We start from the raw sequence: 21,643 nt of genomic DNA on the forward strand, positions 1-21,643 counted from the left end.
GCTTTACTCCGCGCTCGAAATGGCGCTGGTCTGGTTTGTTTTAGTTCGCAGTGCGATGTATTGGGACGACAGACCCGCCAGCATGGCGTGCCGCGGGTCGGCCTTGCGCAGCCGTGCCAGCAGCGCGGCGCACTGCTCGGCCAGAGGGGCGTCCCAGCCCTCGTCGTTCATCAGGCGCAGCATGGCGGAGGCGAGGGCGGACATCAGGCCCGGATTGTCCGGACGCCGCTTGACGGCCGCCTTCAATACCTGAATGGCGCCGCGCTGGTCGCCCTGGCCGCTGCGGGCCGCGGCCTGCTTGACCAGATCATCGAGATAGCGCTCCACGCTATCGCCTTCGTTATGCGCCAGGTCGCTGCGGCCGGCCTTGACATACAGGGCTTCGGCGTCGGCCTGGTTGATGCCGCTATGGGCATCGTCGGTGAAGGCGTCCAGCAAATGCATGGCTTCCTGATCGAGGCCATTCTCCAGGCAGCTTTGCACCAGACCCATTTTCAGGCCACGCGACAGGCCGCTGCAGGCTTCCAGCGCCTTGGCGGCGTTCGCCAGTTCGACTGCCGCCGCCGCGCCGTTGCCATTCAAGGCTTGCAGCATGGCGGCGGAATAGGCGCGGCAGGCATCGGTATTCGGTCCACTGCGGGAGGAGCGTTCCAGATCGCGCAGCACGGTGGCGGCGCCGGATGCGTCGCCCTTCTTCACCAGCGTGCGCACCAGATTCACGTGATCTTCGGGATCGCGGAATTCGGAATACTTGGCGCGGGCGACGACCTGCTTGAAGGTTTTTTCGGCCGCCGCCACGTCGCCGGTGTCAAAAGCCACCTGGCCGAGGTGGCGCAGGCGGCGCACCATATGGGGCGAGATGGAGACGGCGGCTTCCAGCACCTGTCGTGCATCGTCGGGCTGGCCCATGGCTTCGTGGGCGCGCGCCATCAGGTCGTATGCGGCCATGAACTTGGGATTCGCATCCAGCAGTGTTTGCAGCGTCTCCACCGCGGCGGCAAAGTTGCGCGCGGCGAACTGGCAGCGGGCCAGGCCGAGCTGAGCCCAGCCGACGTCGCGCGATTCGAGGATTTCAGCGTATGTGCCTTGCGCCGCCTCTGTGTGGCCAAGCGCCAGCAAAGCCTCGGCGCGCAGACGGGCGCATTCGGTGGCGTAGCGCGGATGGGCGGTCGCCGCGCTCTCGCTGGCGTCGATTGCTTCCTGGAGGCGGCCTTGTTCGAACATCTGGTGCACCGGCAGCAGGGCGTTGCGGCGGTCCACAGCACGCGCGATGCGCTGGGACAGCACGTCCACCGTAAAAGGTTTAAGAATGTAATCGGTCGGCGTCAGTTCGGCCGCGCTGACCACTTTGCCGTACATGCCTTCCGTGGTCAGCATGATGAACATGGCTGACTGGGAGATGATTTTGTGGTGGCGCAGGTCTTCCAGCAGCTGCTGGCCATCCTGGCCGTTTTCGCTGCCCAGATCGTATTCACACAGAATCAGGTCGTAATGGCGCTTGTCCAGTTGGCGGATGGCCGTACCGCTGCTCACCGCGTGCTCAATCTGGCGGACGTCGAGCTGCGACAGCATATTGTGCAGGCCCGCACGCATATGCTGGTTCGGATCGATGATCAGGACCGACAGGTTGTTATACGCTTGCATTGCGAAGTCAAAGTTCTCTCATTGGGAAGGAGAATACTCCAAGCACACCCCAAAATGGACGTTTTGCGCGTGTTTACGCCCTGCAAAAGCTAGTTTTGGCCGAAAATGTTGCTGCATTGCCATGGCGGCGGGGTGGGAAGAGGGGGCTGAAACCGGTATAATGTCGGCAAAGGAAATTCCGCAAGACCATTCAGCTCGTGCCCAGTATTCTTTTAATCCGCAGCTACGCTGCACCTACTGCCTCCCAACCATGTTGATTCTGCCGGGTTCAAACGCCCTGTCCGCATTCCGTAGCCAACGTCTTTTAACCCAACTGCAAGCTGTGCTGCCCTCGATTAGCTCGGTGCAAGCACGCTACATCCACTTCGTTGACAGCGCTTCCGAGCTGTCGGCCGACGACAAAACCCGCCTCAATGGCCTGCTGACGTATGGCGAGCCGGCCCTGGCGGAGCAAGCCGACGGCGTGGTGGAAGAATTCTTCGTCATCCCGCGCTTCGGCACCATTTCGCCGTGGGCTTCGAAGGCTACCGATATCGTGCATAACTGCGGCATGATCCACGTGCACCGCGTTGAGCGCGGCGTGGCTTACCGCGTGAACCTGAAGGGCGGTATCCTGGGCACCGGCCTGGGCGCGGCCAAGAAATTGTCGCCGGAAGAGGCGCAAGCCGTGGCAGCCCTGCTGCATGACCGCATGACCGAGTCGGTGCTGCGCAGCGCCGACCAGGCAGCCGGTCTGTTCTCCAGCCTGGACGCCAAGGGTCTGGAATTCATCGATGTGCTGGGCGCCGGCCGCCACGCGCTGGAAAAGGCCAATACGGACCTGGGTCTGGCGATGTCCGACGATGAAATCGACTACCTGGACAAAGCCTTCACCACCGCCAAGCGCAATCCGACCGACGTGGAGCTGATGATGTTCGCGCAGGCGAACTCGGAACACTGCCGCCACAAGATCTTCAACGCCGACTGGACCATCGACGGCGAACAGCAAGCCATTTCGCTGTTCAAGATGATCAAGAACACGCACGAGAAGAACCCGCGCGGCACCGTGGTGGCGTACTCGGACAACTCGTCGATCATCGAAGGTGCGGAAGTTACCCGCTTCTACCCGCGCGGCGAGAACCATGAATACGCGCCGTCCACGGAACTGGTGCACACCCTGATGAAGGTGGAAACCCACAATCACCCGACCGCCATTTCTCCGTTCCCAGGCGCCTCCACCGGCGCGGGCGGCGAGATCCGCGACGAAGGTGCAACCGGCCGCGGCGCCAAGCCAAAGGCTGGCCTGACCGGCTTCACCGTATCCAACCTGATGATCCCGGGTGCAGTGCAGCCATGGGAAAACGCGGCCAATGTGACCGCGCCGGTTGGCAAGCGCGATGAATCCAGGGTCTATGGCAAGCCGGAGCGCATCGCTTCGCCGCTGCAGATCATGATCGACGGCCCGCTGGGCGGCGCCGCGTTCTCGAATGAATTTGGCCGTCCGGTGCTGGGTGGCTACTTCCGAACATACGAGCAGAATATCGGCCAGCAGTTCGCTGGTGCGAAAGACGCTGTGTTTGGCTACCACAAGCCGATCATGATTGCGGGCGGTATCGGCAATATCTCTGGCAAGCACACGCACAAGAACGACATCCCAGTCGGCAGCCTGCTGATCCAGTTGGGCGGTCCTGGCATGCGCATCGGCATGGGTGGCTCGGCCGCTTCCTCGATGGCGACCGGCACCAACACTGCGGACCTGGACTTCGACTCCGTCCAGCGCGGCAATCCCGAAATGGAACGCCGTGCCCAGGAAGTGATCAACGGCTGCTGGCAGATGGCCGACAACAACCCGATCATCTCGATCCACGACGTGGGTGCGGGTGGCCTGTCGAACGCTTTCCCTGAAATTACCAACGACGCCAAGCGCGGTGCGATCTTCGATCTGCGAAAAGTGCCGCTGGAAGAATCCGGCATGGCGCCGAAAGAGATCTGGTCCAACGAATCGCAGGAACGCTATGTTCTGGCGATTGCGCCAAACGACCTGCCAGTGTTCCAGGCTCTGTGCGAACGTGAGCGCTGCCCCTTTGCTGTCGTAGGTGTGGCGACCGAAGAGCGCCAGCTGAAGGTGATCGACCAGGAAATGGGCAACAATCCGGTCGACATGCCGATGGAAGTCCTGCTGGGCAAACCGCCGAAGATGCACCGCGATGTGAAGCACGTGCAGAACGCGCTGCCTGCGATTGACCTGACCGGCATCCAGCTGGAAGAAGCGGCGCGCCGCGTTCTGCTGCTGCCGACCGTTGCGGACAAGAGCTTCCTGATCACCATTGGCGACCGTACCGTGGGCGGCATGTCGGTGCGCGACCAGATGGTTGGCCCATGGCAGGTGCCGGTGGCCGACTGCGCCGTGACTGCGCTGAGCTACGAAGGCTATGTGGGCGAGGCGATGTCGATGGGCGAGCGTACGCCGCTGGCCGTGATCGACGCGCCGGCTTCCGGCCGTATGGCGGTGGGCGAAACCATCACCAACCTGGCTGCTGCGCCGATCGCCGATATCTCCGACATCAAACTGTCCGCCAACTGGATGGCCGCATGCGGCCAGCCGGGCCAGGACGCTGCGCTGTTCGACACCGTGGCCGCTGTGGGTATGGAACTGTGCCCGGCGCTGGGTGTGTCCATCCCGGTGGGCAAGGACTCCCTGTCCATGCGCACCACCTGGAAGGATGAGGGCGAAGACAAGGCCGTGGTATCGCCGGTATCGCTGATCGTTTCCGGCTTCTCGCCGGTGTACGACGTGCGCAAGTCGCTGACCCCGCAGATCCGCACCGATCTGGGCGAGACTGCCCTGATCGTGATTGACCTGGGCCGCGGCAAGAACCGTATGGGCGCATCCGCCCTGTCGCAGGTGATGGGCCAGCTGGGCAACGACGCACCGGACGTGGATTCGCCGGAAGACCTGAAAGCCTTCTTCAACGCGATCCAGCAGCTGAACAAAGACGGCAAGCTCCTGGCTTACCACGACCGTTCCGACGGTGGCCTGTACACCACCCTGGTGGAAATGGCCTTCGCCGGCCGCGCCGGCCTGTCCGTCAACCTGGACATGCTGACGCTGGAATCCGAACACGCCATGGACCAGGGCGACGCCAAGAATTGGGCTGGCCAGATCGCTGAGCGCCGCAACGACTTCACCCTGCGCGCCTTGTTCAACGAAGAACTGGGCGCCGTGATCCAGGTGCGCGCCGAAGAGAAATCGGCTGTGATGGACGTTCTGCGTGCCCACAATCTGGGCGCCTGCAGCCATATCATCGGTAAGCTGAACGACCGCGGCGTGATCGAATTCACCCGCGATGCGAAGATCATCTACAGCGCACAGCGTTCCGCGCTGCACCGCCTGTGGAGCGAAACCAGCTGGCGCATTTCCCGCGTCCGCGAGAATCCTGCCACGGCCGATGCGGAATTTGACCGCCTGCTGGACGAAACCGATCCAGGCATGCAGCCGAAGATCACTTTCGACATGGCCGACAATGTGGCTGCACCGTTCCTGAACACCGGCGTGCGCCCACGTGTGGCGATCCTGCGCGAGCAGGGCGTGAACTCGCATATCGAGACGGCGTGGGTGATGCACCAGGCAGGTTTCGCGGCTGTCGACGTGCACATGAGCGACCTGATTTCCGGCCGCGTGAAGCTGGATGACTTCCAGGGCATTATCGCGGTGGGGGGCTTCTCCTACGGCGACGTGCTGGGTGCCGGCGAAGGCTGGGCCAAGTCCATCCTGTTCAATCCGGAGATGTCGGAGCAGTTCGCGCGCTTCTTCCAGCGCAAGGACACCTTCGGCCTCGGCGTCTGCAACGGTTGCCAGATGATGGCCAACCTGAAGCCGCTGATCCCCGGTGCGCACGCCTGGCCGAAGTTCACGACCAACAAGTCGGAGAAATTCGAGGCTCGCTTCTCGATGGTGGAAGTGCTGGATTCGCCGTCCATCTTCTTCCAGGGCATGGCCGGCACCCAGACGCCGATCGCCATCGCCCACGGTGAAGGTTTCGCTGACTTCAGCCAGACCGGCAAGATCGATGAAGCCATTGCGGCAATGCGCTTCGTGGACAACCGCGGTGACGCGACCGAAGTCTATCCCTTCAACCCGAACGGTTCGCCACGTGGCCTGACTTCGGTCACCACGCCGGATGGACGCTTCACGGTCATGATGCCGCACGCAGAGCGCGTGTTCCGCACCGTGACGAACTCCTGGCACCCGGATGGCTGGGGCGAGGATTCGCCGTGGATGCGCATGTTCCGCAACGCGCGCAAGTTCATCGGCTAAGCTGCTGTCCGATCATCAGGCGATGGCCATCGGGCGTGCGTAATCCGAATTCACGGATGGCGCATGGCTCGTTGGTCAGGTCTTTGAAGATGTCGACGCGCGCATCCAGCGCGCGTCGGTAGTAGGCATCTACCTTATCGACAAGCAGGTAGGCGAAGTAGGCGTGGTCGCCCAGGCTAACGGGCGGCGGCGCTGACGGCCGCTCGGCCGCCATGATGGTGCAACTGCCATTCACGAAGATACGCCAGTCGGGTTCTTCGCTCTCGTGGATTTTGAAGGCGAGGACGCTGCGAAAGAAGGCGGCGGTGCGCTGCAGATCCGGTACGGCAATCACGAACATGGATTGCGTAATCATCCTCTCTCCTAAAGATGTTTGGCTGCCTCCCGGTAGCTCAGGGGCGCCAGTTGTGCGCGATGCTGGGCAAGGAAATTCCCGACCGCATCCGGCGCATGCCGGGCATAGTCGCGCAGCGCCCAGCCGATGGCTTTCTGGATGAAGAATTCCTTCTCATGGCTCAAGGCTAACGCATAACGGAACAGACGTGGCGCGTCAACGGCATCGCGCCAGCCGAGCTGGTGGAGCAGGGCGATGCGGCGCACCCAGAAATCCTCATCCTGCAAGGCTTCATCCATACCGTCGTGGCTGCCGCGCAGCACGTCGCCGACAATGCTGGCGGTGGCATCCACGCTATCCCACCAGGACTTGCGGCGTGCCAGTGCGATCAGGGCCGGCAGTTGCTCGGCGCCCAGGGTTTTCCAGCGTGCCGCAAGAATATCCAGCGCGGCGTACTGATATTCGCGCTGGGGCAGATCCCATAGCGTGCCGGCCAGCGCCAGCAGTTCGTTCTCCGTGGCGCCGCGCAGCGCCGCGATCAGGGGCTTGAGCGCTGCCCGGCGTGCAGGCGTTGGGATGCCAAGGAATTCGAAGTGATCGCGCATATAGGCGCGCATCGCGGGAGCGCGGACGGGATCGGCGAGCGGGGCGAGGGCGGCGATAACGCCAGCGGCGGTGGGAGAGGGAGGTGCTTTGGTCATAAAAAAAGCGCTCCGGAGAGCGCTTTCTTGTCCACTTACTGGATCTTGGCTTTCTTCAGCAGTTCGTCGCGGTAGGCGGCGACTTTGCGCTGGGTCAGGGCTTCAGCCACCTGGCCTTTCACTTCTTCCAGAGCCGGCAGCTTGGTTGGGCGAACGCCTTCCAGCTTGATCACGTGCCAGCCGAACTGGGACTGCACTGGCTTGTCGGTGAATTGACCTTCCTTCAGGGCCACCATGGCGTCGGAGAATGGCTTCACATAGCTGCCTGGAGCGGCCCAGTCCAGATCGCCGCCGTTGTTGGCGGAGCTGTCCTTGGATACTTTGGCCAGTTCTTCAAACTTGCCGCCGGCTTTCAGCTTGGCGATGATGTCCTGGGCTTCCTTCTCGGTGCCAACCAGGATGTGGCGTGCGTGGTATTCCTTGTCGCCGCGGGAAGCTTTGTGCTCGTCGTAAGCGGCTTTGATTTCAGCATCAGTTACCGGATGCTTCTTGACGTAGTCTTGCAGCATGGCGTTGATGATGATGGACTGGCGTGCGTTTTCCAGCGCCAGCTTGACTTCCGGCTTGGCGGCGAAGCCTTGCTTGTCGGCTTCCTGGATCAGCACCTCGCGGCCGATCAGGTCCTTCTTGATGGCTTCGCGCAGCTGAGGCGAATCCGGCTGGCCACTCTGGGCGGTCACTTGCTTGACCATGGCGTCCACGCGCGTTGCCGGGATGGCTTTGCCGTTGACGGTGGCTACGTTTTGCGCGAATGCTGGTGCGGCGACTACAGCGGTCAGTGCTAACAACAGGCTTGCTGGCTTCAACATCTTGTCTATTCCTAAGAAATAAAATGCAAAACCGGCGCCACACAGGCGCCGGACAGGTCAGATCAGCTGATTACTGAATCTTGGCTTTCTTCACCAGTTCTTCCTGGTAGGCTTGCAGCTTCTTCTGGATCAGCGCGTCGGTGATTTGCGGCTTGGCTTCTTCCAGGGTTGGCAGCTTCACAGGACGAATGTCGTCGACCTTGATCACGTGCCAGCCGTTCGGGGTCTGCAGTGGCTTCTCGGTGATCTGGCCTTTTTGCAGGCCTACGAAGGCGTCAGCAAATTGCTTAGGGAAGTTGGATGGGGTGCCCCAGTCCAGGTCGCCGCCGTTGGCAGCGGAACCAGCATCCTTGGAATTCTTGGCCAGGTCTTCGAACTTGGCGCCGCCTTTCAGCTTGGCGATGATGTCGGTCGCGTCCTTCTCGGACTCCACCAGGATGTGGCGTACGTGGTATTCCTTGTCGCCGGTCTGAGCAACCACGCGGTCGTATTCAGCCTTCACTTCGGCGTCGGCAACCGGGTGCTTCTTGACGTAGTCGGCAACCATGGCGTTCAGCACGATGGCCTGGCGGGCGTTTTCCAGCGCCTGCTTGACCTGTGGGTCGTTACCGAACTTTTGTTTTTCCGCTTCCTGCATCATTACTTCACGGCCGATCAGGTCTTTCTTGATGGCTTCACGCAGCTGAGGGCTGTCTTGTTGTTGGCCCTGTGCTACCAGCTGCTTGACGATGGCGTCAACACGGGAAGTAGGAATGGCTTTGCCGTTAACGACAGCAACGTTCTGAGCAAAGACTGGTGCAGACGCAACGGCGATGAGTGCGAGCAGCAGACGGGCTGGCTTGAAAGTCATTGATTTAATTCCTAAGGGAAAGTTACTCGAAAAACGTGGAGGAATTTGGGCGGATCGCCGAGATGTCTCTACTATTCAATTTGTTTGAGCTTCTTTGATTTGTATCCCAAAATTCCGCGCATATCATACTTCAGACGGTGCCAGTGCGGTAATGGCCAATGCATGAATTTCTTTATGCATCATATCGTGCACGGAATCATACACCAGCCGATGGCGTGTGACGAGTTTATGACCTTCGAATTTACCGGAGACGATACGGACCCGGTAATGCCCCCCGCCGGAGGCCGCTCCGGCATGCCCGGCATGCATGGCGGATTCGTCCTCAATATTGATCTGAACGGGTGCCAGGGCGGCTTCCAGGCGCTCGCGGATTTTGGCCAGACGCGGATCGCTCATGCTTCATCCTTGATATGTTTCGAAAGGTAAAAAGCCTGGGCAATAAAGAACAGAAGCATTAGTCCGGTCACGCCAAATACCTTGAAATTCACCCACGCACTGTTATCGGCCTTGAACAGCACAAAGGCGACAAACAGATTCACAAAACCGAGCACCAGCCAGAAAGTAATCCAGGCGAAATGCAGGCGTACCCAAACGTGTTCAGGCAGGCTGACCTGTTTTTCCATGGCCGCCTTGATCAGGTTCTTGTCGAAGAAGCGGTAGGCCACCAGCATGGCGGTCGCGAAACTCCAGTAAATCACCGTAGGCTTCCACTTGATGAAATCATCGTCGTGGAAATAAATGGTGAGGCCGCCGAAAACCACGAACACCGCCATCGACACCCACAGCGCGCCATCGACTTTCTGGCGGCGTACCAGCAAGTAGCCGATTTGCAACAGTGTGGCAACGATACCAACGACCGTAGCGATGATGATGGGCGCCTGGGAGGCCGTCACCGCGCCTCCGGAGATAAAACTGCTCAGGTGCGTATTGATAAAGGCTTGTGCCGCTTCCTCATGGGAGCCGGCATATTTGTAGCTGCCGAAGAAGATCAGCAGCGGAAAAATATCGAACAGGAATTTCATTTCTTCTCAGGTAGCGGTTCAAATCGCAGCGAGGCCGAATTGATGCAGAAGCGCAATCCGGTCGGCGGCGGACCATCCGGGAATACGTGGCCCAGGTGGGCATCGCATACTCCGCAGATGACTTCGGTGCGCAGCATACCATGCGAGCGGTCCACCTTCTCGATTACATTGGCCGGATCGATGGCGGCGAAGTAGCTGGGCCAGCCGCAGCCCGAGTCGAATTTGGTGTCGGAGGCGAACAGCGGCGTATCGCAGCAGACACAGTGATAGATGCCGGGTTCGTGGTGATCCCAGTATTTGCCGGTGAAAGCACGTTCGGTGGCCGCGTGGCGGGTCACCTGGTATTGCATGGAATCGAGCTGGGCGCGCCATTCGGCGTCCGATTTGATCAGTTTTTCGGTCATGACGGTCTTTCAGGAGGAGCAGCTTACTTCCAGATGGCTGGCCCAGTCTGGCGGCAAGGCTGCGTAATGTTCATTTTCTGGCTGTTCGTCGAACGGCCGCTCCAAAACTGACAAAAGGCGTGCGATTTCCGAGAAATCCTTATTTTGCGCCTTTTCGATGGCTACCTGAGCTAAATAGTTTCGCAGCACGTATTTGGGGTTTACCGCATCCATTGCAAGCTTGCGCTCGGCGTCGTCGCTGCTTTCCGCCTGCAGGCGGTTGCGATACTCGTTGGCCCAGGCGTCGAAAGCGCCGCGGTCGATGAACAGGTCGCGAAGCGGCTCGTCACCGGCGGTGGAATCGGACTTCAGGCCGCTCAGGCGGCGGAAGAAATTGGTGAAGTCGACATGGCTCGACTGCATGATGCCGAACAGTCCATCCAGCAGTTCGCGGTCGCCTTCGTGGAAGGACTTCAGGCCCAGCTTGGCGTGCAGCAGCTTGTCGATGGCGACGGCGAATTCCGGCTGGTAAACATCCAGCGCAGCCTGCGCCTGTTCAACCTCGCCAATCAGCGGCAACAGGGCCTGGCCGAGGGCGTAGCAATTCCAGTGGCCGATCTGCGGCTGGTTGGCGTAGGAGTAGCGGCCGTGCTCATCCGTGTGGTTGCAGATGTGCTGAGCATCGAAAGCTTCCATGAAGCCGAAGGGGCCGTAGTCGAGAGTCTGGCCGAGAATGGACATATTGTCGGTGTTCATCACGCCATGCATGAAGCCGACCGCCTGCCACTGCGCGATCATGCGCGCGGTGCGGCGCGTGACTTCTTCCAGGAATGCGGCGTAAGGATTGGCCTGTTCGCGCAACTCGGGATAGAAGCGGTCGATGACGTAATCGGCCAGCTGTTTCAGTTCGTCCTTCTTGTTGCGGTAGAACCAGTGCTCAAAGGAGCCGAAACGCACGAAGGTCGGCGCCATGCGGATCACCACGGCGGAAGTTTCAATCGTTTCGCGCACCACGCCCTGGTCGGAACCGGCGACCGATAACGCACGCGTGGTCGGGATGCCCAGCGCTTGCATGGCTTCCGAGCAGAGGAATTCGCGGATCGAGGAACGCAGCACGGCACGGCCGTCGCCCATGCGCGAGTACGGCGTAAGGCCCGCGCCTTTCAGTTGCAGCTCCATCGGCCCCTGCGCGGTGGCGACGTCGCCCAGCAGGATGGCGCGGCCGTCGCCCAGCTGGCCTGCCCACACACCGAACTGGTGGCCGGAATACACGGCGGACAGGGGCATGGAACGGTCCGGCACACGGTTACCGATCAGGGTGGCGATGGTGTCGTCATCCTTCATTGCTTCCGGATTGAGGCCGACCAGGCGCGCAGCGGCCGGGCTGACGGCGACTACATAAGGCGCCGGCAAAGGCGTAGGCATCAGCCGCGTGTAAAAGGCAGGCGGCAGGCTCGCGAAAGAGTTGTCGAGGGGGAGGGCGGTGGCAGTAATGGCTGTTCCAATCATAGATCTATCAGGCGCATTCTAACAAAGCGGACGAATGTGCGATTTGCTGCATTGCAGCATTGAATTTCGTTGACGCTGGTGCAGACGGCAATCGAGACTTGATAAAAAGTCAAAAGGAGACACCATGCAGGCATACCCGAAGAGCCCCCTCATGGGCCAGATGATGGATCAGCCGCTGCTTATTTCCAGCATCATCGAATTCGCTGCGCGCCACTACGGCGCGTCGGAGATCGTCTCCCGCCGCGTGGAAGGCGATATGCATCGCTACAACTGGCGGGCTTGCCTGGCCCGCGCGAAACGGCTGGCCAATGCACTGAATGCGCTTGGCGTCTGCATGGGCGACCGCGTCGCCACCTTGGCCTGGAACGGCTACCGTCACCTGGAGGCTTATTACGCGGTGTCGGGCTCGGGCGCGGTGCTGCATACGATCAATCCCCGTCTGCATCCGGAGCAGATTGCCTACATCGTCAATCACGCCGAGGATCAGTATCTGTTATTTGACCTGACCTTCCTGCCATTGGTGGAAGCAATCGCGCCGCTGTGTAAAGGTGTGCGCGGCTGGGTACTGATGGCGGATGCCGACCGCTTACCGGCGGAAACCAGGATTCCGAACCTGCTGAGCTATGAGGCGCTGCTGGCGGCTCAGCCGGAGCAGTTCGACTGGCCATTGTTCGACGAGAACTCGGCGGCGACGCTGTGCTACACCTCCGGCACTACCGGCAATCCCAAGGGCGCGCTGTACTCGCATCGCTCCACCGTGCTGCACGCTTATGGCTCGGCTATGCCGAATGCGCTGGATGTCGGTTCACGCGATACCGTGCTGCCCGTAGTGCCGATGTTTCATGTGAATGCATGGGGCTTGCCGTATTCGGTGCCGCTATCCGGCGCCAAGCTGGTCTTCCCCGGCTGCGCGCTGGATGGCAAATCGGTTTATGACCTGTTCGAGGCCGAAGGAGTGACTTTCTCGGCCGGCGTTCCGACCGTGTGGCTGGGTCTGATCAACTACGCCAAGATGAACAACCTGAAGTTTTCGACCTTCCGCCGCACGGTCATTGGTGGTTCGGCATGTCCGCCCGCAATGATGGATACGCTGATGGACGACTTTGGCGTGGATGTCGTGCATGCCTGGGGGATGACGGAGATGTCGCCGCTGGGCACCGCTTGCGGACTGCTGGCGCGGCACGAAAAACTGCCGCGCGAGGAGCAGCGCAAGATCCTGCGCAAGCAAGGCCATGCAATTTATGGCGTCGACATGCGCATCGTCGATGACGACGGCCAGGAACTGCCTTGGGATGGAACGTCCTTCGGCCACTTGCAGGTGCGCGGTCCGTGGATCATCTCGTCCTATTTCAAGGAAGAGGGCGGTAGCGTACTGGACCGGGGTTGGTTCCCGACCGGCGACGTGGCCACCATTGATGAAGACGGCTTCATGCAGATCACCGACCGCAGCAAGGATGTGATCAAATCCGGCGGCGAATGGATTGGCACCATCGATCTGGAAAATATTGCCGTCGCTCATCCAGCTGTGATGCAGGCGGCCTGCATTGGCATCCGCCATCCAAAATGGGACGAGCGTCCGCTACTCATCGTCGTCAAAAAAACGAGTGCGGAAGTCAGCCGTGACGAACTGCTGAGCTTCTTCGAGGGCAAAATTGCCAAATGGTGGATGCCGGACGATGTGGTCTTTGTCGAAGCGCTGCCGGTTGGCGGCACCGGAAAAATTCAGAAGAATAAGCTGCGGGAACAGTTCAAGGACTACGAGCTACCAACAGTAACGCGAAGTAATTAAAGTGGCCGAAAATCACCATTAAGTGCTTGATTTTAAAAGATTTAGTGTCGGAAATTCTTACAACTGATGACTGCGCATGCAAATCGCAAGCTGTAACTATTTGATTACACGTTGGTTCGATATTTAGGCACGACTTATGCATCCTTTTTGTGCAGAACAACACAGGGGGGTGTCATGAAACTCTTACAAAAGTCGCTGGGAGCATGTGCTGGTGCAATAGCTTTACTGTTTAGCATGAGTGCGCAGGCTGATACCGTATTAGACCTGACCACAGCTGGAGCAAGCCATTCGCTGAATGGCGCAACCTACACCCAGGTACCGGCTCAGCCGACCGGTAGCGGTGTACTTAAATCATTTGTCCGCATCCGGGACAACGCAGACCTGGTGCAAGGGTACAACACCACGGTTAGCGGAACTTATCAGAACGATGGTTCCGACACCTTCAACCATGAGGTGACCGTTGGCCAGATCGGCTTTATCGATCTTGGCGGCGGCAATCTGGTGATGCGCTTCTTGCTCGACATTAATCAGACGAAGGAGAGCCCGCTGCTGAGTCTCGATGACGTGCAGATTTATATTTCCGGCACGCCGAACCAGTCCATCGAGCCTACTATGACTCAGGGGTCAACCTTAAACCTGGGAACACTGGTCTATCAGTTGGATCAAGGCGGCATTGGTGGGCAGAATAATCAGGCCCAGCTGAACTATGCGCTGAATACCGGCAGCGGTAGCGGCGACATGTTCCTGGATATTCCGTTCTCGATGTTCGACGCGGCATTCAACACAGCCGGTCTGGGCACGGATGCAGCAAAGAACGGCGCGTACATTTACCTGTATTCGAGGTTCGGGACAAGTCCCACCCTGGACCCGGGCCTGTCGCCGAACAATGACGGCTATGAGGAATGGGCGTATATCAAAGGAGCCCCTGTGAACGGCGAATGCGTCCCTACTCCTCAGAACCCTTGCGGCGGTCCGCCACAAGAAATTCCTGAACCGGGCACGCTGGCGCTGCTGGGCGCCGGTCTTCTGGGGCTGGCGTATAAGCGCCGGAAGCAGACTTAAACAAGCGCCTCCCATTAAAAACGGCAGCCGAGGCTGCCGTTTTTTTATTGCCGCTGATCTTACTTGCTCGAGACGGTTTCGGTGGTGGTGGAAGTGTTGCCTGCTTTATCCTTCGCCACCGCCTGGATAGTGTGGTTACCGGTGGCGGCTTTCTTGGTGTTCCAGCTGTACGACAGGCTGGAGCCAGTACCGGATGCCTTCAGCGCGCCGTCCACATACAGCGACAGGGCGATGTTAGCGTTGCCGCTGTTGTCGGTGGCGTTCACGGTCACGCTGACGTTGCCGCGTACAGTACCGCCGTTGGTCGGGTTGGTGATCTTCACGACCGGCGCGGTGGTGTCCGTGACTGGCGTGGTGGTGGTCGTGTTGGAGACGTTCACCGAGATAGGCGTGGAGGAGGCCACGTTGCCGGCCGCGTCATAGGCGACGGCGGTCAGGGTTGCCATGCCGTTTGCTACACCTTTCGAATCCCAGGCGAAGGCGAACGGTGCCGAGCTGTCGGACGCGACCACGGTGTTGTTCACCTTCAGGTCAACACGTGCCACGCCCACGTTGTCGCTGGCGTTCACGTTGACGGCGACAGAACCGGAAACCGTACTGCTAGCCAGCGGCGCGGCAATTGCCACGGTAGGCGCAGTGGTGTCAGCTGGAGGTGGCGTCGTTGCGCTGCCTGCGGCGGCTGCCACTGCAGCCGCAGCGTTCACACGGCCGTAGCCGAATTGCGGATCGCGGCCGGCGGTGCCCAGGTCAACCGCGGTGGAGTACAGGATGCTTTCGACCTTGCTGTTGCTCAGCGATGGGTTGGCGGACATCACCAGCGCTGCCACACCGGCGGCAACCGGGGAGGAGAACGAGGTGCCGTTCACCGCGCCATAGGTGCCGTCTTGTGCGGTGGTGTAAATGCCTGCACCTGGCGCGGCCAGCGAGACGAAGTTGCCGTAGCTGGAGAAGCTGGCGCGGGCGTCGGTGCTGTCGGTCGCGGACACAGCGATCATGCTGGTGGTCGGGGTGTAGCCTTCGTCGCGGTTGTAGTTACCGGCGGAGACGAACAGCAGGCCGCCCTTGCTCTTCAGGTAGTTGGCAGCGCTGATCACGGCCGAGCTGGTCGGCATGGCAGCGTAGCTGACGTTCACCACGCGGGCGCCATGGTCGGCCGCCCAGGTAATGCCGCTGGCAATGGTCGAGAAGTAGGCGTAGCAGCCGTAGGTCGGATCGACGTAAGCGATACGCACCGGCATGATCTTGGCCTGGCCGGCGACACCGGCCACACCCGTGCCATTGTTCATGGCAGCGGCGGCAGCGCCGGCGACTTTGGTGCCGTGACCGCAGACGTCGGCGGTATTGGTGTTGTTGTCGTAGATGTTATAGCCAGGCACCATGTGCGAAGCCAGGTCGGGAACCGGGTCGACGCCGGAGTCCAGAATCGCGATGGTCACGCCTGCGCCCTGGGCTTTATCCCAGGCCGCGTCGGCGCCGATCTTGCTGATGTGCCACTCGCTGCCCAGGTACGGGTCATTGGTGGTGGTGGTCGGTTCAACGCGCTTGTCCAGCTCGGCGTATTTGAAGTTAGGGTCGTTTTTCAGGGCATCGACAACCTGCTGCTCGGAGCCGGCAGCAGTGTCAACCAGGTGCAGATTGCTCTGACCCAGCTTGCGCTTCTTGCCGCCGCCGTGGGTCTTCAACACTTTATCGAAATTTTCGTCGGTCAAGCCGGCACGTGGTTCAACCAGGATGCGGCCGCGGGCGAATTGTTCCGCGGCCGGTTTGTCGGCGCGGGCAGCAGGCGCCATTGCGAGGAGCGCGGCGGCAACTGCGAATACGGTGAGGGAAGTATTGGAGAGGCGGGCTGCGGTGGAGCGGTTCTTCATAGATGGAAGTCCAGTTTTCAAAGTTTCAGAAAAGCGGACTGCCAACTGGTCTCGTGACCAGTGCGAAGAAGACAGCACTCGGCTCAGCCGAAGAGCTGTATCTGGCAGTCCTGCCGTCATAGAGATTTAAAAAATCCCTTTAGACCGTAGACTTTGCGACCCATGCTTTCGCGTGGTGTGCCTTTGTCAGATTTCTGCGTCAGATCTTAATTGACGAATTGCGGGTAAGCAATCGCTATCTTTAATTAAGTTTTCTGTTGTTGCACATTAGTCTGAACACTATGCAAAGTTGGTTTGCGTAATTTTAACTGATCGAAAGATTGAACGTATACAATGACTTACGTCAATTATGCGCAGCAACTATTCTGATGCAAGTGACAATAATAATATATAGTACAGATAAATAAAAACCGGGCAATAAGCCCGGCTTTTAATATTATTAATTACTGTTGATTTAGCGGCTGGTAACTTGCACCTGGGTATTGGTGGTATTGCCCGCTTTATCCTTGGCGACGGCTTGGATCACGTGATTGCCGGCAGTGGCTTTCTTGGCGTTCCAGCTGTAAGACATGCTTGCGCCGCTGCCGCTGGCCTTCAATGCGCCGTCGATATACAGAGACATCGAGATGCCGGCCGCGCCGCTGTTGTCCGAAGAGCTCAGGGTAATGTTGACGTTGCCGGTCACGGTGCCGCCGTTGGTCGGATTGGTGATGGCCAGGGCCGGAGCGGTGGTGTCAGCAACCGGCGGGGTCACGCTGTTCGACACGTTGACCGAAACCGGGGTGGAGGAAGCCACATTGCCTGCGGCATCATAAGCGACAGCAACCAGGGTGTTCATACCGTTTGCGGCGCCAGTCGAGTTCCAGGAGAAGCTGAACGGGCCGGCGGTATCCGAGGCGACCACAGTGTTGTTGACTTTGAGATCGACACGGGCCACACCAACATTGTCGGCCGCGTTGACGCTGACGATCACGCTGCCGGAAACGGTGCCGTTAGCGGAAGGCGAGGTGATTGCCACGGTCGGAGCAGTAGTGTCGGGTGCCGGGGCGCTAGATGCGGCCGCAGCGACAGCCGCCGCGGCGTTCACGCGGCCGTAACCGAAGTAAGGATCTTTGCCGGCCGCGCCCAGATCGGTTGCGGTAGAGTACAGCAGGCTTTCCACCTTGCTGTTGCTCAGGGTCGGGTTGGCCGACATCATCAGTGCTGCCACGGCAGCTGCGATCGGGGCCGAGAACGAGGTGCCGTTCACGGCGCCGTAGGCACCGCCTTGGGCGGTGGTGTAGATGCCGGAGCCTGGCGCGGACAGATTAACGTAAGCGCCGAAGCTGGAGAAGCTGGCCAGAGCGTCATTGCTGTCGGTGGCAGACACGGCGATCATGGAATCGGTCGGGGTGTAGCCATCATCCTTGGCGTAGTTGCCGGCGGAGACGAACACCAGGCCGCCCTTGCTCTTCATGTAGTTCGACGCGCTGATGATGGCCGAGCTGGTTGGCAGAGCAGCGTAGCTGACGTTGGCGATACGGGCGCCGTGGTCGGCCGCCCAGGTGATGCCGCTGGCGATGGTCGAGAAGTAAGCGTAGCAGCCGTAGGTCGGGTCAACGTAAGCGATACGGACCGGCATGATCTTGGCTTGGCCCGCAACGCCAGCAACGCCGGCGCCGTTGTTGGAGGTCGCAGCCGCTGCGCCGGCGACCTTGGTGCCGTGGCCGCAGACGTCGGCGGTGTTGGTGTTGTTGTCGTAGATGTTGTAACCGGCAACCATATTGGCAGCCAGGTCAGGGACGGCGTCCACGCCGGAATCCAGGATGGCGATGGTCACGCCGGCACCCTGGGTAGTGTCCCAGGCGGTGTCAGCGCCGATTTTGCTGATGTGCCATTCGCTGCCCAGGTAGGGGTCGTTAGTGGTCGCGGTAACAGGCACGCGCTGATCCAGTTCAGCGAACTTCAGGCTTGGGTGCTTTTTCAGCAGTGCCACGACGGCTTTTTCGGAGGCATTGGCCGGCAGGTCAACGATGTGCAGGTTGCTCTGGCCCAGCTTGCGCGCTTTACCGCCATGAACTTTCAGAATGTTGGCGAACTCGTCGGCGGTGAGGCCGGCGCGCGGTTCAACGATAATGCGGCCACGGGCATAATCCTGGGCGTTGTCGTTGGCAGCGAAGGCAGGGGCGGCGAAGCCAGCCAGGGCGGCAGCGATAGCAGCGGAGGTGATGGAGGTGGCGAAGAATTTCATTTTGGCGAGTCCTGTATTTTCAAAGTTCTGAAAAGTAGGACTGCCGCCTGTCCCGAGGGACAGGTTGGAGACGCCACGCAAGGGGCAAAATCACCCATCGAGTGTGTACGATGTACTTAGTCTGGCAGTCCTGCCGTCATAGAGCCGAAGCTCCTTAGACCGATGACTTTGCGTCCCAGGCTTTCGCCTGGTTTGCCCTTGTCAGCTAGTTGCTGGATGGAATCTTAGGTTACTTAATGCCGCATGGCAAGAGGTTTTTAAAACTTTTAGTCGCTGTTGCGGATTAGTCTGAGTATTAAGAAAACTAACTTGCAAGTATTATAGTTACTCTCAGAAAAGTCTTTGAAATCAAAGGTTTAAGAAACAATTAATGTTATTTGCCAAATGGCAACACATATTACTAATTATCAATCAAAGTAAAGAAATAATACGACCGTGCACTTTTGCGGTATAGTTACCTGTCCTCACCATGGAGAAAGAAGAGACATGAGCGCAGAATACGCAGTCAATGGAACGGTCGCCGTCATCACGCTGAGCAATCCGCCCGTCAATGGCCTGGGCCATGCGACCCGGACGGCAGCCGTCGAAGGCGTCCGCCGCGCGCTGGACGACAGCGCGGTGAAGGTCATCGTCATCACCGGCGCCGGCAAGGCCTTCTCGGGTGGCGCCGACATCAAGGAATTCAATTCCCCGAAAGCACTGCAGGAACCGACCCTGCATTCGCTGATCCGCGTGGTGGAAGAGTCGACCAAGCCGATCGTGGCTGCGATCCACACGGTCTGCATGGGCGGAGGTCTGGAGCTGGCGCTGGGTTGCAATTACCGGGTGGCGCTGCCCGGCGCTCAGATCGCCTTGCCGGAAGTGAAACTGGGGCTGCTGCCGGGCGCAGGCGGCACGCAGCGTCTGCCGCGCGTGCTGGGTCTGGAAACCGCGCTGAATATGATTGTCTCCGGCACCCCGGCGCTGTCCGAAAAGCTGGCCGGCACCGCACTGTTCGACGAGGTGTTCCCGGCCGGGACCGATCTGCTGCCGGCTGCCGTGACCTTCGCCCAGAAAATTGCCGATGCGCGTCCGCTGCCGAAAGTGCGCGACCGCAAAGTGGATTATCCGAATCACGAAGCCTTCCTGCAATTCAGCCGCAATACGGTGAAAGCCGTTGCCGGCCCATTCCCGGCACCGCTGGAATGCGTGGAAACCGTGGCTGCCTCCGTGACCCGCAAATTCGAGGACGGTCTGAAGTTTGAACGCGAGCGATTCCTGCATCTGATCCAGACGCCGGAGTCGAAATCCCTGCGTCATGCCTTCATGGCCGAACGCCAGGCCAGCAAGGTGCCGGATGTGCCGCCGGATACACCGGCGCGCGAAATCAGGAAGGCCGCCGTGATCGGCGCCGGCACCATGGGCGGCGGCATTGCAATGAATTTTGCAAATGCCGGTATTCCCGTCCTGCTGCTGGAGACCAAACAGGAAGCGCTGGACAAGGGCATCGCCACCATCCGCAAGAATTACGAAAACACCCTGAAGAAGGGTAAGCTGACTCAGGACAAGTTCGACCAGCGCACCGCCCTGATTACCGGCACCCTGGATTACGCGGCGATTGCCGACGCGGACATCGTTATCGAAGCCGTGTTCGAAGACATGGGCGTGAAGGAAACCGTATTCCGCAAGCTGGACGATGTCATGAAGCAGGGCGCGATCCTGGCCTCGAACACGTCCACGCTGGACCTGGACAAGATCGCCGCCTTCACCAAGCGCCCGCAGGACGTGATTGGCCTGCATTTCTTCAGCCCGGCCAACGTGATGAAGCTGCTGGAAATCGTGCGCGGCAAGGCCACCGGCAAGGACGTGCTGGCAACGGCGCTGGCGCTGTCCAAGAAGCTGAAGAAGACCGGCGTTGTGTCCGGCGTGTGCGATGGCTTTATTGGCAACCGCATGATCGAACAATATTTCCGTCAAGCGGGCTTCCTGTTGGAAGAAGGCGCGTCGCCTGAGCAGGTGGACCGGGCTATCGAAAAATTCGGCTTCCCGATGGGGCCTTTCCGCATGAGCGACCTAGCCGGCAATGATATCGGCTGGTACATCCGCAAGCGCCGTTACGTGGAAAAGCCGGAAATCGCCTATTCGAAAACCGCCGACTTGCTGTGCGAAATGGGGCGCTTCGGCCAGAAGACCAGCGCCGGCTGGTACGACTACAAGGAAGGCGACCGTAAGGCCTATCCGAGTGACGTCGTGAACGCCATGATCGTGCAGCACTCGGCGGATATCGGCGTCGAGCGCCGCAAGATCAGCGATCAGGAAATCGTGGAACGCCTGGTGTATTCGCTGGTGAACGAGGGCGCGCTGATTGTGGAAGAGGGCATTGCACTGCGCGCCTCGGATATCGACATGGTCTACCTGACCGGCTACGGCTTCCCGCTGTACCGCGGCGGTCCGATGTTCTATGCCGATACCGTGGGCTTGCCGAATGTGCTGGGCACCATCGAGCGCCTGTCCAAGGGCCGCCACGGCGAAGCCTGGAAACCGGCGCCGCTGTTGGTCAAGCTGGCCGCTGAAGGCAAGGGCCTCAACGGCTGATCAGCCGATTCGCTTGCGCATGCGGGACAGCGGAACTGAAACGCCGTCCGGCAGCGCAAGCGCGAAATCTTCCACCACCTCAAAGCCACAGGCCCGGTACAGCGGTACGCCGGGCATGGTGGCTGCCAACTCCATCACCTGAAACCCTGCTGCTGCGGCCTCCGATTCGCAGTGCTCCATCAGGCGCCGCCCCAGTCCCTGGCGCGGTACGGCCGGATCGACAAAGAAGGCGCGAATGCGCGCCGGCTGCGTGGCCGGATCAAGCAGGGGATCTGCGCCAGTCTTGGTGCGGTCGGCGCCAAACAGCGTGGCGCGCTTGCTCCAGCCGCCGCAGGCCAGCAACTCGCCATCGCGCTCAATCACGAAGTAGGTGCCATCGTCCACCAGTTGGGTATCGACGCCGAACACGTGGCGGGTAACTGCCTGCGCTTGTTCCGGCGAATAGAAACCCCGGCTTAGCTCGATGCCGGAGCGCCGGATCAGCGCTTCCATGCTCGGAATATCATCGTGGCGGGCAGGCCGCAGGTGGGCTGGATTTGTCATGCGGCGATGGTATCATGGGCTTATCCAT

The 21,643-nt window shown here is 60.0% G+C and carries 16 protein-coding genes and 2 riboswitches; of the genes, 4 read left to right on the forward strand and 12 right to left on the reverse strand.

Annotated features, from left to right (window positions below; all coding sequences use genetic code 11):
- Window positions 1–3 precede the first annotated feature (3 nt).
- On the reverse strand, window positions 4–1,644 hold the full coding sequence (locus AB4Z19_RS06340) for a tetratricopeptide repeat protein (RefSeq protein ID WP_442034695.1): 1,641 nt from the start codon (window positions 1,642–1,644) through the stop codon (window positions 4–6).
- A 250-nt stretch (window positions 1,645–1,894) separates the two neighbouring features.
- Between AB4Z19_RS06340 and purL the strand changes: the two genes are divergently transcribed.
- On the forward strand, window positions 1,895–5,941 hold the full coding sequence (gene purL / locus AB4Z19_RS06345) for a phosphoribosylformylglycinamidine synthase (RefSeq protein ID WP_442025369.1): 4,047 nt from the start codon (window positions 1,895–1,897) through the stop codon (window positions 5,939–5,941).
- Here the strand turns inward: purL and AB4Z19_RS06350 are convergent.
- From AB4Z19_RS06350 to AB4Z19_RS06385, 8 genes are all read right to left on the reverse strand, one after another.
- Window positions 5,931–6,296 carry a VOC family protein gene (locus tag AB4Z19_RS06350; RefSeq protein ID WP_442025370.1) on the reverse strand — a complete coding sequence of 122 codons (366 nt, stop codon included), beginning with the start codon at window positions 6,294–6,296 and terminating at the stop codon, window positions 5,931–5,933. The two genes, purL and AB4Z19_RS06350, sit on opposite strands and share 11 nt — an antisense overlap.
- 8 nt (window positions 6,297–6,304) lie before the next feature.
- Window positions 6,305–6,976: a DNA alkylation repair protein gene (locus AB4Z19_RS06355; RefSeq protein ID WP_442025371.1), complete on the reverse strand. Its 672-nt coding sequence runs from the start codon at window positions 6,974–6,976 to the stop codon at window positions 6,305–6,307.
- Between the two features lie 35 nt (window positions 6,977–7,011).
- A complete protein-coding gene (locus AB4Z19_RS06360) occupies window positions 7,012–7,785 on the reverse strand; it encodes a peptidylprolyl isomerase (RefSeq protein ID WP_442034697.1) in 774 nt (257 codons plus the stop codon).
- Window positions 7,786–7,855: 70 nt separating this feature from the next.
- Complete coding sequence (locus tag AB4Z19_RS06365) at window positions 7,856–8,635, reverse strand: peptidylprolyl isomerase (RefSeq protein WP_442034699.1); 780 nt, start codon at window positions 8,633–8,635, stop codon at window positions 7,856–7,858.
- A gap of 123 nt (window positions 8,636–8,758) precedes the next feature.
- Window positions 8,759–9,031 carry a BolA family protein gene (locus AB4Z19_RS06370; RefSeq protein ID WP_442025374.1) on the reverse strand — a complete coding sequence of 91 codons (273 nt, stop codon included), beginning with the start codon at window positions 9,029–9,031 and terminating at the stop codon, window positions 8,759–8,761.
- Window positions 9,028–9,657, reverse strand: a complete 630-nt coding sequence (locus AB4Z19_RS06375; RefSeq protein WP_442034700.1) for a septation protein A — start codon at window positions 9,655–9,657, stop codon at window positions 9,028–9,030. The genes AB4Z19_RS06370 and AB4Z19_RS06375 overlap by 4 nt, the downstream gene beginning before the upstream one ends.
- Window positions 9,654–10,061, reverse strand: a complete 408-nt coding sequence (msrB, locus tag AB4Z19_RS06380) for a peptide-methionine (R)-S-oxide reductase MsrB (protein WP_442034702.1) — start codon at window positions 10,059–10,061, stop codon at window positions 9,654–9,656. Before msrB ends, AB4Z19_RS06375 begins: the two co-directional genes overlap by 4 nt.
- A 9-nt stretch (window positions 10,062–10,070) precedes the next feature.
- Window positions 10,071–11,549, reverse strand: a complete 1,479-nt coding sequence (locus tag AB4Z19_RS06385) for a protein adenylyltransferase SelO (protein ID WP_442034704.1) — start codon at window positions 11,547–11,549, stop codon at window positions 10,071–10,073.
- 124 nt (window positions 11,550–11,673) lie between these two features.
- Between AB4Z19_RS06385 and AB4Z19_RS06390 the strand changes: the two genes are divergently transcribed.
- Window positions 11,674–13,338 (forward strand): 3-(methylthio)propionyl-CoA ligase, encoded by a 1,665-nt coding sequence (locus tag AB4Z19_RS06390; protein ID WP_442034706.1) that lies wholly within the window; start codon window positions 11,674–11,676, stop codon window positions 13,336–13,338.
- A 174-nt stretch (window positions 13,339–13,512) separates the two neighbouring features.
- The gene (locus AB4Z19_RS06395; protein ID WP_442034708.1) at window positions 13,513–14,400 is read left to right on the forward strand and encodes a PEP-CTERM sorting domain-containing protein; all 888 of its coding nucleotides are present in this window, start codon (window positions 13,513–13,515) and stop codon (window positions 14,398–14,400) included.
- Window positions 14,401–14,459: 59 nt separating this feature from the next.
- Here the strand turns inward: AB4Z19_RS06395 and AB4Z19_RS06400 are convergent, their stop codons facing one another.
- Together AB4Z19_RS06400 and AB4Z19_RS06405 are read right to left on the reverse strand one after the other, a co-directional pair.
- The gene (locus tag AB4Z19_RS06400; protein ID WP_442034710.1) at window positions 14,460–16,268 is read right to left on the reverse strand and encodes a S8 family serine peptidase; all 1,809 of its coding nucleotides are present in this window, start codon (window positions 16,266–16,268) and stop codon (window positions 14,460–14,462) included.
- A 100-nt stretch (window positions 16,269–16,368) separates the two neighbouring features.
- A riboswitch (cyclic di-GMP riboswitch) is annotated at window positions 16,369–16,460 on the reverse strand.
- 262 nt (window positions 16,461–16,722) lie between these two features.
- Entirely contained in the window at window positions 16,723–18,498 is a 1,776-nt protein-coding gene (locus AB4Z19_RS06405) for a S8 family serine peptidase (protein WP_442025946.1), read from the reverse strand.
- A 120-nt stretch (window positions 18,499–18,618) separates the two neighbouring features.
- Window positions 18,619–18,705: riboswitch (cyclic di-GMP riboswitch) on the reverse strand.
- 279 nt (window positions 18,706–18,984) lie between these two features.
- On the opposite strand from AB4Z19_RS06405, the gene AB4Z19_RS06410 reads away from it, so the two are divergent.
- A complete protein-coding gene (locus AB4Z19_RS06410; RefSeq protein WP_442034712.1) occupies window positions 18,985–21,072 on the forward strand; it encodes a 3-hydroxyacyl-CoA dehydrogenase NAD-binding domain-containing protein in 2,088 nt (695 codons plus the stop codon).
- Here the strand turns inward: AB4Z19_RS06410 and AB4Z19_RS06415 are convergent, their stop codons facing one another.
- On the reverse strand, window positions 21,073–21,615 hold the full coding sequence (locus AB4Z19_RS06415; RefSeq protein WP_442025948.1) for a GNAT family N-acetyltransferase: 543 nt from the start codon (window positions 21,613–21,615) through the stop codon (window positions 21,073–21,075).
- Between the last annotated feature and the right edge of the window lie 28 nt (window positions 21,616–21,643).

It is taken from the genome of Pseudoduganella sp. RAF19 (assembly GCF_052114165.1).
Classification (GTDB): Bacteria; Pseudomonadota; Gammaproteobacteria; order Burkholderiales; family Burkholderiaceae_D; genus Rugamonas.